Source organism: Rhizobium sp. Root1203 (assembly GCF_001424945.1).
In the GTDB taxonomy this organism is placed as follows: Bacteria; Pseudomonadota; Alphaproteobacteria; order Rhizobiales; family Rhizobiaceae; genus Rhizobium.
Window position 1 is genome coordinate 66215 of record NZ_LMCW01000004.1, and the last position, 14022, is coordinate 80236.

14 protein-coding genes are annotated in these 14022 nt (G+C 62.2%); 7 read left to right on the forward strand and 7 right to left on the reverse strand.

What is annotated here, in order from left to right; translation table 11 throughout:
* Positions 1-19: 19 nt before the first annotated feature.
* Together mprF and ASC97_RS05605 are read left to right on the forward strand one after the other, a co-directional pair.
* The gene (gene mprF, locus ASC97_RS05600; RefSeq protein ID WP_057467358.1) at positions 20-2623 is read left to right on the forward strand and encodes a bifunctional lysylphosphatidylglycerol flippase/synthetase MprF; all 2604 of its coding nucleotides are present in this window, start codon (positions 20-22) and stop codon (positions 2621-2623) included.
* On the forward strand, positions 2620-4002 hold the full coding sequence (locus ASC97_RS05605) for a virulence factor family protein (protein ID WP_057467359.1): 1383 nt from the start codon (positions 2620-2622) through the stop codon (positions 4000-4002). Before mprF ends, ASC97_RS05605 begins: the two co-directional genes overlap by 4 nt.
* Positions 4003-4099: 97 nt before the next feature.
* Here the strand turns inward: ASC97_RS05605 and ASC97_RS05610 are convergent, their stop codons facing one another.
* Genes ASC97_RS05610 through ruvC form a run of 7 tightly spaced genes read right to left on the reverse strand, consistent with a single transcriptional unit; the run spans position 4100 to position 7841 of the window.
* Complete coding sequence (locus tag ASC97_RS05610; RefSeq protein ID WP_057467360.1) at positions 4100-4663, reverse strand: DinB family protein; 564 nt, start codon at positions 4661-4663, stop codon at positions 4100-4102.
* 37 nt (positions 4664-4700) lie between these two features.
* Positions 4701-5741 carry a Holliday junction branch migration DNA helicase RuvB gene (ruvB, locus tag ASC97_RS05615; protein WP_057467361.1) on the reverse strand — a complete coding sequence of 347 codons (1041 nt, stop codon included), beginning with the start codon at positions 5739-5741 and terminating at the stop codon, positions 4701-4703.
* Positions 5738-5932 carry a hypothetical protein gene (locus tag ASC97_RS05620; protein WP_057467362.1) on the reverse strand — a complete coding sequence of 65 codons (195 nt, stop codon included), beginning with the start codon at positions 5930-5932 and terminating at the stop codon, positions 5738-5740. Before ASC97_RS05620 ends, ruvB begins: the two co-directional genes overlap by 4 nt.
* 40 nt (positions 5933-5972) lie before the next feature.
* Entirely contained in the window at positions 5973-6590 is a 618-nt protein-coding gene (gene ruvA / locus ASC97_RS05625; RefSeq protein ID WP_057467363.1) for a Holliday junction branch migration protein RuvA, read from the reverse strand.
* Positions 6591-6603: 13 nt separating this feature from the next.
* Complete coding sequence (locus ASC97_RS05630; RefSeq protein WP_057467364.1) at positions 6604-7017, reverse strand: type II toxin-antitoxin system VapC family toxin; 414 nt, start codon at positions 7015-7017, stop codon at positions 6604-6606.
* A complete protein-coding gene (locus ASC97_RS05635; protein ID WP_057467365.1) occupies positions 7017-7268 on the reverse strand; it encodes an AbrB/MazE/SpoVT family DNA-binding domain-containing protein in 252 nt (83 codons plus the stop codon). Before ASC97_RS05635 ends, ASC97_RS05630 begins: the two co-directional genes overlap by 1 nt.
* Before the next feature lie 60 nt (positions 7269-7328).
* Positions 7329-7841, reverse strand: a complete 513-nt coding sequence (gene ruvC, locus ASC97_RS05640; protein WP_057467366.1) for a crossover junction endodeoxyribonuclease RuvC — start codon at positions 7839-7841, stop codon at positions 7329-7331.
* Positions 7842-8069: 228 nt separating this feature from the next.
* Here ruvC and ASC97_RS05645 point away from each other — a divergent pair, with 228 nt between their 5' ends.
* From ASC97_RS05645 to ASC97_RS05665, 5 genes are all read left to right on the forward strand, one after another.
* The gene (locus tag ASC97_RS05645; protein WP_057467367.1) at positions 8070-10385 is read left to right on the forward strand and encodes a methyl-accepting chemotaxis protein; all 2316 of its coding nucleotides are present in this window, start codon (positions 8070-8072) and stop codon (positions 10383-10385) included.
* 137 nt (positions 10386-10522) lie between these two features.
* Complete coding sequence (locus ASC97_RS05650) at positions 10523-11320, forward strand: GNAT family N-acetyltransferase (protein ID WP_057467368.1); 798 nt, start codon at positions 10523-10525, stop codon at positions 11318-11320.
* A 124-nt stretch (positions 11321-11444) separates the two neighbouring features.
* Entirely contained in the window at positions 11445-12446 is a 1002-nt protein-coding gene (locus tag ASC97_RS05655; RefSeq protein WP_057467369.1) for an LLM class flavin-dependent oxidoreductase, read from the forward strand.
* 191 nt (positions 12447-12637) lie between these two features.
* Entirely contained in the window at positions 12638-13024 is a 387-nt protein-coding gene (locus ASC97_RS05660) for a c-type cytochrome (RefSeq protein WP_057467370.1), read from the forward strand.
* A 146-nt stretch (positions 13025-13170) separates the two neighbouring features.
* The gene (locus ASC97_RS05665; RefSeq protein ID WP_057467371.1) at positions 13171-13980 is read left to right on the forward strand and encodes a cytochrome c oxidase subunit II; all 810 of its coding nucleotides are present in this window, start codon (positions 13171-13173) and stop codon (positions 13978-13980) included.
* Positions 13981-14022 lie beyond the last annotated feature (42 nt).

The following is a 14022-nucleotide window of genomic DNA, read 5'->3' on the forward strand; positions in this document are numbered from 1 at the left end:
GAAATCGCGACGGTAAGAGATGTCGGGGCACGGCAATTTGGAAGAGATCGAAGATACCGATGAGTCCGCCTTGCGCGGATTTTTCAGGCGATACCGCACACACCTGACGGCAGTCGCGACGCTTGCCGTCTTCTGCATTGTCGGCTTCGCCATCGTACAGCTGACCAACGAGGTGCGCTACGACGATGTCGTGCAGGCCCTTGCAGATACCAAGACCAGCTCGATTCTCCTGGCGCTGTTCTTCACTGCCCTCAGCTTTCTCGCGCTGGTCTTCTACGACGTCAACGCCATCGAATATGTCGGCAGGAAGCTGCCCTTTCCCCAGGTCGCACTGACCGCCTTCAGCGCCTACGCTGTTGGGAACACCGCCGGGTTCGGTGCCCTCAGCGGCGGAGCTATACGCTACCGCGCCTATTCCAGGCAGGGCCTGACGCCCGAAGAAATCGGTCGCGTCATCGCGTTCGTCACGGTTGCCTTCGGCCTTGGGCTTGCCGGCGTCGGATCGATCGCGCTGCTGGCCATTGCCGACGAGATCGCGCCGCTGATCAACGTCAGCAGCCTGCTGCTGCGGCTGATCGGCGGATCGATCGTCGCGCTTCTGGCAGCGGTCATGGTGTTCGGCCGAGGTGGCAGGGTGCTCCGCGTCGGATCGGTTTCGATACGACTGCCGGATTCCGCCACCTGGTCGCGGCAGTTCCTGGTGGCGGCCTTCGATATCGCGGCATCGGCCACCGTTCTCTATGTGCTGCTGCCGCAGACCGCGATCAGCTGGCCGGTGTTTCTGGCGATCTATGCGATTGCGGTCGGTCTCGGGGTGCTCAGCCATGTGCCTGCCGGCCTCGGCGTCTTCGAGACCGTCATCATCGCCTCGCTCGGCAGTGCGGTGAACATCGACGCGGTGCTCGGCTCGCTCGTTCTCTATCGGTTGATCTATCACGTGCTGCCGCTGGTGATTGCCGTGCTTGCCGTCTCGGCAACCGAACTTCGCCGCTTCGCCGATCATCCGGTCGCATCCGGGGTCCGTCGGATCGGGATCCGGCTGATGCCGCAGCTTTTGTCGACGCTTGCGTTGCTGCTCGGTGTCATGCTGATCTTTTCGAGCGTGACGCCCACCCCGGACTCCAATCTCGAATTCCTCGCCAACTACCTGCCGCTGCCGATCGTGGAGGGCGCGCACTTCCTTTCAAGCCTGCTCGGGCTGGCGCTGGTGGTTGCGGCCCGGGGCCTTGGGCAGAGGCTTGACGGGGCCTGGTGGGTTTCCATCATCTCTGCGGCCGCGGCGCTGACGCTTTCGCTTCTGAAGGCGATTGCGCTGGTGGAGGCCTGCTTCCTCGGGTTCCTGATTTTCGGCCTTTTCGTCAGTCGCCGGCTGTTCCGCCGGCACGCATCGCTTCTGAATCAAACGCTGACGGCGTCCTGGCTGACGGCGATCGCGGTTGTCTGCGTCGGCGCGATCGTCATCCTGCTGTTCGTCTATCGCGATGTCGAATACAGCAACGAGCTCTGGTGGCAGTTCGAGTTCGCCGACGAGGCGCCGCGCGGGCTGCGCGCCGTGCTCGGCATCACGATCATTTCCTCGGCGATCGCCATTTTCAGCCTGTTGCGACCGGCAACGTCGAAGCCCGAGCCGGCCTCGGACGAAGCGCTGGAACGCGCGGTCGGGATCGTTGGCAAGCAACGCTACGCCGATGCCAATCTGGTGCGCATGGGCGACAAGAGCGTCATGTTTTCCGAGAAGGGCGATGCCTTCATCATGTATGGCCGGCAGGGCCGCTCATGGATCGCGCTGTTCGACCCGATCGGCGACCGAAGCGCGATTCCGGAGCTAGTCTGGCGCTTTGTCGAATCCGCCCGGGCGGCCGGCTGCCGCGCCGTCTTCTATCAGATTTCGCCGGCGCTTCTTTCGCATTGCGCCGATGCAGGCCTGCGGGCCTTCAAGCTGGGCGAGCTTGCCGTTGCCGACCTCCGGACCTTCGAGATGAAGGGCGGCAAGTGGGCGAACCTGCGCCAGACCGCCAGCCGCGCCCAGCGCGACGGCCTCGAGTTCGAGGTGATCGAACCGGAGGGCGTCCCCGCCGTCATGGATGAGCTCTCAGCCGTGTCCACGGCCTGGCTGCAGGATCACAACGCCAAGGAAAAGGGCTTTTCGCTTGGCGCCTTCGAACCGGACTACATCGTCGGCCAGCCGGTCGGGATCCTGAAGCGCGAAGGAAAGATCGTCGCGTTCGCGAACATCCTCATCACCGAAACCAAGGACGAGGGGACGATCGATCTGATGCGCTTCTCGCCGGATGCGCCCAAAGGCTCGATGGACTTCCTGTTCGTGCAGATCATGGAGTATCTGCGCAACGAAGGCTTTGCCCATTTCAATCTCGGCATGGCACCGCTCTCGGGCATGTCGAAGCGGGAGGCGGCACCCGTATGGGACCGCATCGGCAGCACGGTCTTCGAACACGGAGAGCGCTTCTACAACTTCAAGGGCCTGAGGGCCTTCAAATCCAAGTTTCACCCTCAATGGCATCCGCGCTACCTTGCGGTTTCCGGAGGAGGCAATCCGATGATCGCATTGATGGACGCAACGCTCCTGATCGGCGGCGGATTGAAAGGGGTCGTAAGGAAATGATGAAAAGATACCTTCTTGCAGCCGTGTGCGCATTGTCGCTCGCGGCACCCCAGGCGCGGGCCGCAAGCGAAACCACGCAGAGCTTCGAAACCGGCCTCATTCCTTCCCCGCACATCTTCCGGCCGCAGGGCGACGTCAAGGGGGCGGTCATGCTGATCTCCGACGCCGCCGGCTGGGGCGACCAGGAAAAGGCCGAGGCCGACAGGCTGGTTGACGAGGGATCTGTCGTCATCGGCGTCGATTTCCCGTCCTACATGGAGGCGCTGCGGCAGTACGACGTCAGCCAGAACGACGGTTGCATCTATCTCGTGTCAGACATCGAGTCGCTCAGCCAGCAGGTTCAGCGTGCCGCCGGCAACAGCCCTTATCACCTGCCGATCATTGCCGGCATCGGGGAGGGTGGAGCGCTTGCGCTTGCCATAGCCGCGCAGACGCCTGACGCGACCATCGGCCAGACGCTTGCGGTCGATCCGCTGGCAGGCATTCCGCTGACGAAGGAACTCTGCACGCCGGCGAAGAAGCAGACGGTCGGCGACCGGACGGTTTACGGTCTCAGCGATATTTCGCTGCCCGACCCAGTGATTGCGGCCTTCACCCCGGCCGCGGGCAAGGAGGGACGGGCGCACGTGGAGGAGCTGAAAAAAGCGCATGCCGGCATCGATATCCGCGATTCCGACGACGATGCGCAGACCACGCTCAGCGATATACTCGACGAGCTGATCGCCGCTTCCGCCAGCGCAGACAATCCGCTCGGTTTGCCGCTCACCATTCTCGACGCCAAGCCGGTGTTCGACACGATGGCGGTGATCTTTTCCGGAGATGGAGGCTGGCGCGATATCGACAAGGAAGTCGGGGCGTCGCTGCAGAAGCTAGGCATCCCGGTCGTCGGGGTCGATTCACTCCACTACTTCTGGTCCGAGCGCAAACCGCAGGAAACCGCGGACGATCTCGGCAGGATCATCGAACTCTACCGCAAGCAATGGCAGGTCAAGCACGTGCTGCTGGTCGGCTATTCCTTCGGTGCGGACGTGGTGCCTGCTGCTTTTTCACGCCTGAAGCCTGCGCCAAAAAGCGCGGTTGCGCAGATGTCGCTCCTGTCTCTCTCCCACGCGGTTGACTACCAGATCTCCGTCATGGGCTGGCTCGGCCAGAAAACCGAAGGGGCAGGCGGCGATCCGGTCGACGACCTGAAGAAGGTCGATCCCAAGATCGTCCAGTGCATCTACGGCAAGGAAGACGATGACGAAGTGGCCTGCCCGGATCTGAAAGGCACGGGAGCCGACGTCATCACGCTCGCCGGCGACCACCATTTCGACGAGAACTACGAGCTTTTGACCAAGACGATCATCGACGGCCTCAAGTCGCGGCTGCAGGACTAGCTCACTTCCGCTTTTCTTCGAATCGCGAAAGGCTCTATCTTTTTGTCTTTACGCAATTCCAGACGCAAAACCGCTACGCACTTTTGCTGGAATTGCGCTAGCGCATCAGGTCTTCCTCCCTCCATCCGAGGGCGGCGAGCTCGTCGCCCCGGAAGCGTGCGTCATCCGCCACGATGAATTCGTCGAGCTGTGGCGGCTTCACTGTGGTGCCGGCCAGCATGGCGTGGACCTGGCCGCGATGATGCGTCTGGTGCTGGAAGAGATGGCCCAGAATGTCCTCCATTCGCTCGTGTTGTATCCGCTGGCCGCGATGAACGTTCACGGTCGAGACGAGCTTTTCCGGCGTCAGCGCTTCGCATAGGTCGATGAGGCGCCGGTCGACCTTCGCCTGCGCCTCGGTGAGCGATCCGACATCGTCGAACGGCTCGTCCACTTCGAAGGTCCTGAGCCCGAGCGTACCGCCTTCCAGACTGTCGACATAGAACCAGTCGACGGTGACGATATGGTTCAGGGTCTCCTTGATCGACGGGAAGAAGCTCGTGCGCGGCGCTTCGAATTCGCCGGGCTGCAACATCGCGCAGGCGCTGAGCAGGCGGCGGTTGGCGAGGGCGTTGTTATAGGCGAGCTTGCGGAAAGACCGGCATGGGTCGAAGGCGGGCACGGGTCAACTCCTCTGTCTTGCCGTCGGTGCAGAATGCTCAATCGTCTTCCTGGAACAACCGGAACTGCGCCGCTTCCAGATCCTTTGGCGGCTGCATCCCGAGATGCTTCCAGGCGGTTGCCGTGAGCACGCGGCCGCGCGGCGTGCGCTGGATAAAGCCCTGCTGGATCATATAGGGCTCGATGATGTCCTCGATCGCGTCGCGCGGTTCGGAAAGGCCCGCGGCGATGGTCTCGATGCCGACGGGGCCGCCGCCGAAGTTGACGGCGATCATGTTGAGGTAGCGCTTGTCGAGCTGGTCGAGGCCCATGTTGTCGACAAGCAGTCGTGTCAGCGCCTCGTCGGCGATCTCGCGGGTCACGGCCTCGGCCCTGGCGACTTCGGCAAAGTCGCGCACACGGCGCAGGAGGCGACCGGCGATACGCGGGGTGCCGCGGGCGCGCCTGGCGATTTCGCGGGCTCCCTCGTCGGTTATCGGCAGGTTCATCAAGCGTGCGCCGCGGCGCACGATCAGTTCGAGTTCCTCGACGGTGTAGAAGCTCAGGCGCACCGGAATGCCGAAGCGGTCGCGCAACGGCGTCGTCAGCAAGCCAAGACGGGTGGTTGCGGCAACGAGGGTGAATTTCGAGAGGTCGATCTTCACCGAGCGTGCCGCCGGGCCCTCGCCGATGATGAGATCGAGCTGGAAATCCTCCATGGCGGGATAAAGGATCTCCTCGACCGCAGGGCTGAGGCGGTGAATTTCATCGATGAAGAGCACGTCGCGTTCTTCGAGGTTGGTCAAGAGCGCCGCGAGGTCACCCGCCTTGGCGATGACCGGGCCGGACGTCGACCGGAAATTGACGCCAAGCTCCTTGGCCATGATCTGGGCCAGCGTCGTCTTGCCGAGACCCGGCGGGCCGACGAAAAGGACATGATCCAGCGCCTCGCCGCGGTTCTTCGCAGCCTCGATGAAGATCTTGAGATTGGCGCGCGCCTCCGCCTGGCCGGTGAACTCGTCCAACGATTGCGGACGCAGCGTGACGTCCAGGTCTTCGCCTCGTTTTTCCGAGGAAATCAGGCGGGCAGGTTCAGTCATGTGAGAAGTTCCATTCCGGGTGTCGCCTTTGCGGCCTTGGCATCGAAGGTCTTCGTCATCGTGCAACCAGCATTCCGATTTCGCAGCGCAGCGAATACGTCGACAAATTCCATGGTTGTACCTGCCATGCCTTCGAGCGTCTCCTCGACCACTCTGTCATCTTCAAGAATGAGATCGGCTGAGTCCAGCAAATTGGAAATTCCCTGCGGAACGGATCGCTTTGCAAGGAATTCACCGCGCCAGTTCCTTGAGCCCGAGCCGGATCAGCTTGGCGCTGTCTGCGCCCTCGCCCGCGTTTTTCATTGCCGCCGCCACGGCGTTGGCTGCCTGATCTCTGGAGTAGCCGAGGTTGGTCAGGGCCGACACCGCGTCGGCGACCGGGGCGGCTGCGACGCCTTCGCCGAGTTCCTGCTTCAGGCCGATGTTGGCCGCTGCCTCGCCGGCGAATGCGGGCGCCTTGTTCTTGAGCTCGGTGACGATGCGGACGGCGACCTTGGGGCCGACGCCCTGGGCGCGCGACACGGCCGTGCGGTCCTGCAGGGCGATGGCGTTGGCAAGTTCGCTCGGGGTCAGCGTCGAAAGGACGGCGAGCGCCACCTTGGCGCCGACGCCCTGAACGCTTTGCAGAAGGTTGAACCATTCCCTTTCGAGCGCGGTCATGAAGCCGAAAAGCTTCAGCTGATCCTCGCGAACATAGGTCTCGATGAAGAGAATGCAGGCTTCGCCGACCGAACCGATACGCGAAAGGGTGCGCGACGAGCAGAAGGCGACGTAACAGACGCCGTGCACATCGACGAGCACGTAGTCGTCGCCGATTTCGTCTATGGTGCCTTTGAGCTTGCCGATCATGAATGGGTGTCCGTCAGGGGTGGGTTTCGGGCGTGATGAGGTCGAGCGAGGGGAAGTACGAGCGGTATCCTTTGGGGTCGCGCGTCAAGACGGCATAGCCGCGTATTGCGGCATGGGCACCGATCAGGAAATCGGGCAGTATGCTTTCGCGACCGCCGCCGGATTTGCGGTAGACCCGAAAAGCCGCCGCGGCGGCGAAGGCCGCGGGCCACGGCAGGTTCTCGCGACGGAATTCGTCCTGCGGCAGCAGGCGGTCAACCTCGTCCATATCGCGATACCGCACGGAAAACTCCGCGTAGATAATAGGGTTTATCAACACCGGACCAGCCTTGAACGCATCGAGCGCTCGCTGGCGCGACCATCCATGCCAATCCGATGCCGGGATCGACAAGTCGACCAGAACGTTGGTGTCGATCAAAGTCGGCATCAGCGGTCCCGTGTCATCGACATCAGCGCTTCGGCATCGACCGTCTGGTCGCCGGTTCCTTCGAGACGATCGAGAGCATTCATAAAGCGAGCCAGGCGGCCGCGATCTTCCAGCTCCTGTTTTCCGTTCTTAGGAGCCAGAACCAGCTTGCCGCCCTCGACCGAGAAGATCACCTCGCCGTTGAGTTCGATGCCCGCGAGTTCACGCAGGTCGCGAGGAATGGTAACCTGACCTTTTGATGTGACACGCATGCTGCATCTCCGACAATGGAGTAAGAATTATCATTACCGCAAGAACAAGTCAAGAACACACTAGCCGGCGAGGACTGCCTGGCGCATGCGGTTGCTGCCGCGGTTATGGGCGTGGCAGATCGCGATGGCGAGCGCGTCGGCCGCGTCGTTGCCCTTGAATTCCGCCTTCGGCATCAGGATCTTCAGCATCATGTGGATCTGCTGCTTCTCGCCGTGGCCGACGCCGATCACGGCTTTCTTGACGGCATTCGGCGCATATTCGGCAACTTGCAGGCCGGCGCGTGCGGGCACCAGCATGGCAATGCCGCGCGCCTGGCCCAGCTTCAGGGTGGCGACGGCATCCTTGTTGACGAAGGTCTGTTCGACGGCAGCTTCGTCCGGCTGATGGGCATGCACGACTTCCGCGAGCCCGTCATGCAATTGGCAGAGACGCGAGGCAAGATCCATGTCGCCGTCCGACGTGACGGTACCGGAGGCGATGAAGCGCAGCGAGTTGCCGAAGGTTTCGATGATACCCCAGCCGGTGCGGCGCAGACCGGGGTCGATACCGATGATGCGAATCGTATTTTGCATGCTTCACCCTATTGCAGTTGCGAAATAACTGCCATCGATATGTGAACAAAACAAAAACACTGCTTAATTTAAGAGGTTCCGTTTACGTCAATTTAAACTCCGTGCAGGAGCTTATGATCCATAAAAGAGGAGCCCCCACAGGTAAGGCTCCCGTTTTCTGTTTTCAGGTCTGCAGGCAGGACGTTTGCGCGTCGCCCGGCATAGCCGTTCCGGAAGGGTTCGTTGTTCATGGCTCAGAGATTTCAGTCCCTGTCCTTTAAAGTTATTGCGACTTTCATATTATTGACCGCACTTTCCATCGCCGTCATTAACGGCCTTGCCTATTTCGCCAGCAGCCGCATTTCCGGCGAGCAGGCATTGAAGGCGAAGGAGGGCGTTCTGATCTTTCGCGGCGACATGCTGCAGGACCAGCTCGAGCAACTCGAGAACCAGGCCAATTCCATCGCGCGCATCGAGGCGCTGCAGATGTCGATCACCAGCCTGAAAAGCGGCTGGAAGACGATCGAGAAAACGTCGGGCGATGCCCGCGCCGAACTGAAAAAGGTGTTCATCACCAACAATCCGAACCCCGCCGATCAACGCGAGAAGCTGGTGAAGCCGGAAGCGCCGAGCGGTTTCTACTATTCGAACCACGAGGCTACGCAGAGCGAGGTCGCACGCGATCTCGAGAAGACGGCGTTCAGCGACCTGCTCATTGCCGATCTCGACGGCCACGTTCTCTACTCCTACAAAAAGAACGAGGATTTCGCCGAAAATCTGAAAACCGATGCATGGAAGTCGACGGGCGCGGGGCTCGCCTTCGCCAAGGCAATTGCCAACACCGCAAAGGCGACCGATGATTCCGCACCAGCCGGTTTCTCCGGCCTGCGCGTCGACGCATCGAGCGGCAAGGCCGCCATCTTCTACGCCGTTCCGATCGTCAAGCTCGGCGCGCCGAAGGGCGTCATTCTCTTCAAGGTGCGTGACGATGTCTTTACCAGCATCCTGGAGAAGGGGATTGTCTCCGGCAGCACGGCCCAGGCCGCGATCGTCTCGGACGACGGTTCTGCCGTCTCCGTCAGTCCCGGCGGGCAGCTCGTCACCCTGGACACCGCGCCGTTCACCTTCCTGAAGGACGCATTTGCCGGCGGCGGCATGACGGTCGAGGATTTCAGCCGCGCCGACGGCGCAGCCCGCGCTTACGTCAAGGGCATCGACTATCAGGGCTCGCGGTTCCTTGTTGTGGAAAGCGTGCGCCTCAGCGAAATCAATGCCGGCTCGATCGAGATCGCAACTTTGCTGACCATGATCGCGATCGGCGTCCTTGTGGTAATGGCGATCGCCACCGGCATCATAACGAAGATGCTTTTCTCGCCGCTCGCTCGCCTTGCCGGCGTCACGCGCGACGTGGCGGACGGCAAGCTCAACGTCGAGATCGGCAGCCTGAACCGCGGCGACGAGATAGGCACGATGGCAAAGGCTCTCGCGCGCTTCAAGCAGTCGCTGATCGAAACACGCGAACTCGAGGCAGCGAGCACCGAAACGCGGGCGCTGGCCGAGCGCGACAGGCAGCAGCACATGGCCGAGCGCGAGGCGGAAGCCAAGAGCCTGCAGGAGGTCGTCGAGGCGATCGACGACGGCCTGCGCCACCTGGCAAACGGCAACCTCGCCTACCAGATCGACCGCGGCTTCCCGGCCGAGCTCGAAAGCCTGCGCATCAACTTCAACCAGGCTTTGGCGACGCTCAGCGAAACGATGACCGCGATCGGCGGAAACTCGATGGCCGTTCGGGCCGGCTCGGAAGAAATGCGCACGGGCGCCGACGAGCTGGCCGGGCGGACCGAGCGGCAGGCGGCATCGATCACCGAGACGGCGAACGCAATCGACGCAATCACCCAGTCCGTTCGCCTGCAGATCGAACGGGCCGAGCGGGCGGAACGCATCGCTCGCGATGCAAAGCGCGAGACGAGCGGGTCCGGCCAGATCATGCGCGATACGATCGCGGCCATGGAAGCGATCCAGGCATCCTCGCGCCAGATCAACTCGATCATCAGCGTCATCGATTCCATTGCGTTCCAGACGAACTTGCTGGCCCTGAACGCCGGGGTCGAGGCCGCCCGCGCCGGCGAGGCGGGCAAGGGTTTTGCCGTCGTTGCCATGGAAGTGCGCGAACTGGCACAACGCTCGTCGAGTGCCGCGAAGGAAATTGGCAATCTGCTGCAGAAATCCACACACGAGGTCGAAGCCGGCGTGTCGCTGGTGGAGCGGGCCGGCGAAGCGCTGACCGGCATCGGCGGCCATGTCGAGGCGATCAACGGCCAGATCGGCGAGATCATGGATTCGACCCGCGAAGAGGCCGATACGCTCCGCCAGATCAACGCCGCCGTTTCCGAACTCGACACGATGACGCAGCAGAACGCGGCCATGGTCGAGGAGACGACGGCAGCCATCCACCGGCTCGCCACCGAGGCGGTCGAAATGGACCGCCAGCTCTCCCACTTCACGCTGACCCAGGAGAGGCACCAGCACAGCGCCGAGGTGCACGTCCTGCGGCGTCGGGTCTAGGCGGATCTCTGCAAGCGGATCGGGAAACACCTGAAATCCCATTCTGCCCCCAGTCGAGGGTGCGCTCAACCGGCGTCTCGACTGGGGGCAGACCAGTGTCATTGTCGCACGAAACGAGGAAGACGCCCGGGTATACTATGCTGGCCGTACAGACCGATCCGAACACTGCACTGGAGGTTCTCCGGCGGGCTCCTCTCAGGAACGTCGTCCTACTGAAGTTCCTTCAGGCCTGCCCGGGCGGTTCGAGGGTGTACCAAATCGTTCGGGGTAGCTGCGCCGCAACTTTGCTGATTTTCGATCACCGGTTCAGCGACTTCGATCGGGAAACGTATCCGCAAGCCAGCGCATCGGCCATCATCTCCAGCGATCATCCCGACCTTACGAGAGAACTACTTGGGTTCGTGCCGCAGGGCGAATCCCTGGTTTTTAAGCTCAGCAGCGATGCAGATCGGGGGGTCGTCGCGGAGAAATTCGTGCTGGAGCGACGGTTCGCGTTTCTATCCTACACCTCAGCCGGCGCTATTCCCCTAGATGCACGTGCGAAGATCGGCACGACCTGCGCGGCAGCGCCCTTTCGGCTGTTCGAAGAGCAGGGCTACTGTGCTGAATGGCTTGGTTCGCTGATTAATGCCGGCCGCGCCTTCACTTCAGTCGTAGAGGAGGCCGGCAAGGCGCTAGCAGCCTGCTTTGCATTTCAGGTCGATGGCGCCGTTTGGGAGATCGGTGGAGTCTATACGCTGCCCGAGGAGCGCGGCCGGGGCTTGGCCTCTCGCGTTGTCCATGCCGCTCTCGCGGAGCTGGAGCGTGCGGGGCGTGTTCCTCGCTATCAGGTCGCCGAGACGAACCTGGCTTCCATCCGTCTGGCAGAGGCTGTCGGTATGACGAACTATCTCACGCTGACCCACTACATGACCGTCGGCGGGGGCAACAGATAAGACGAGCAAGTCTCGCGATCGATCTCGCCATAGGGTGACGGTTTTTTCTTCGCCGCATCGTTTGGATTAGCCAATTCGGGCACCTACATACACCTGTCCTCGCAATCACCGACAGGCCTTCGCCATGGTTCCCTTCTCGATTCTCGATCTTTCCCCCGTTCCCGAAGGCGGTACGATCCGTCAGTCGCTCGATGGTTCGGCGCGCATGGCGCAAAAGGCCGAAGAGTATGGCTACACGCGTTTCTGGCTGGCCGAACATCACGGCATGCCGGCTATCGCCAGCGCCGCGACGGCTGTCGTCATCGGCCATGTCGGGGCGGCGACGAAGCGGATCCGGATCGGCTCGGGCGGGATCATGCTGCCCAACCATTCGCCTCTCGTCATCGCCGAGCAGTTCGGCACGCTGGAAGCGCTGTTTCCGGGACGTGTCGATCTGGGGCTCGGGCGTGCGCCGGGGACCGACATGCGGACGGCGCAAGCGCTCCGGCGCAATCTCGATGCCGGTGCCCAGAGCTTTCCCAACGACGTGGTCGAGCTGCAGCAGCTGCTTGGCGCGCCCGTCGAAAACCAGGCGATCCTTGCTGTGCCGGGCATGAATTCCAATGTGCCGATCTGGCTGCTCGGTTCCAGTCTCTATAGCGCACAGTTGGCCGCGATGCTTGGCCTTCCCTATGCGTTTGCCTCGCATTTCGCACCGGATTCGCTGCTGGACGCGCTCGATATCTATCGCGACCGCTTCCAGCCATCGGCCGTCCTCGACAAGCCCTATGCCATGGTTGGCGTGATGGGCTCGGTGGCCGAGACCGACGAGGAAGCGCAATATCATTTCACGTCCGCCCAGCAGCAGTTCGTCAACCTGCGCCGCAATGTCCGCGGCCAGTTCCCGCGACCCGTCCGCGATATGGAGAGCTTCTGGTCGCCGATGGAAAAGATGACGGTCGAGCATACGCTGCGCTATGCGGTCGTCGGTTCGCAGAGGACGGCGGAAGCAAAGCTCTCCGACTTCCTGCGCGACACACGGGCGGACGAGGTCATCATCTCCATGCCGATCCACGATATCGAGGCGCGGCTGAAGTCGGTCGAACTGTTTGCGGGTCTCGGCAACTTCATGCGCGCCGCCGCCTAGTTGTCAGGCCGGGCGCGGATGCGGCCGTGTGGCGCACAGCTGTTTGGACGAATTGACTTCGCGTCGCCGCGGCATAGCTTTATCTGACAGTGCATGTCACTCGCCCGCCAATGCAGGCGGGTGGACGGAACAACACGTCGGGGCCGGGCGTCGGCGCCGTCTGGTTGGCAACCTTTGGGAGGAGGATTGCTATGCGTTGGCGTGATCTTGCCGTTGTAATGCCAGTCATCTGTCTTTTCGCATCCGGCGCAGTCGCGCAGGAGGGGGACCCCGCGGCGGGCGAAACCGTTTTCAAGAAATGCGCGGTCTGTCACATCGCCGATACCGACAAGAACAAGGTAGGGCCCTCGCTCAACCATCTGTTCGGCCGGACGGCCGGGACTCATCCGAATTTTGCCTACTCGCCGGCAATGCAGGCGGCCGGCAAGGCCGGCCTCGTCTGGGACGACGCCACGCTCCGCGATTATCTTCACGACCCAAAGTTGAAGGTGAAGGGGACGAAAATGACCTTCGTCGGCGTCAAGGACGATACCGACATCACCAATCTCATCGCCTATCTGAAGCAGTTCTCCAACTAGAAGCAGCAGCATATCGGGCATTCTGCGCGGGCGACGATGTTCGAAGCGCCGATTGCCGCCATCGTGTATTTATGAGATATTGCTAAAGAAACGCGCGACGGTTGCGAATTATGACCGCGACCGGCAGTGCGGCTCAGGAGGAGCCCATGGTCGTCGTGCTGGTCCTGGTTCTGATCGCTCTCGGTTCGGTGGCCTTCCACCTCTTGAGCCCTTGGTGGTGGACGCCGATCGCGTCGAACTGGAGCTATATCGACAGCACCATCATCATCACCTTCTGGATCACCGGCTTCGTCTTCGTCGCGGTGGTCTGCTTCGTGGCCTATTGCGTGTTCCGATTCCGTCACAAACCCGGCAACAAGGCGGCCTACCAGCCCGAAAACAAGAAGCTGGAATGGTGGCTCGCCGGCGGTACGGCGCTCGGTGTCGCGGCGATGCTGACGCCCGGGCTGGTGGTCTGGAAGCAATTCGTCACCGTTCCTCCGGATGCCGGCGAAATCGAGGTGGTCGGCCAGCAGTGGCAGTGGAACTACCGACTCCCAGGCGCGGACGGGGCGCTTGGGCGCGCGGACAACAGGGCGGTCACGCCAGACAATCCGCTCGGCATCATCGCCGGCGATCCGGCCGGGCTCGACGACATCATCATCTCGGGCGGCGACCTGCACCTGCTGCTCGGCAAGTCGGTGCGCGTGCACCTGCGCTCGCTCGACGTGCTGCATGATTTCTACGTGCCGGAGTTTCGGGCGAAGATGGACATGATCCCCGGCTCGGTCACCTATTTCTGGTTCACGCCGACACGGACCGGGACATTCGAGGTTCTCTGCGCCGAGCTTTGCGGTGTGGGACATCCGCAGATGCGCGGCGCGGTCGTCGTCGACGATGCGGAGGCATACAAGGGCTGGCTGCAACAGCAGCAGACGTTCCAGCAGTTGATGGCATCAGTGGTACCGGCCAGCTGACCGGCGTCGCGGGCGAGGGTGGTCCGCGACGGGACGAGGAAG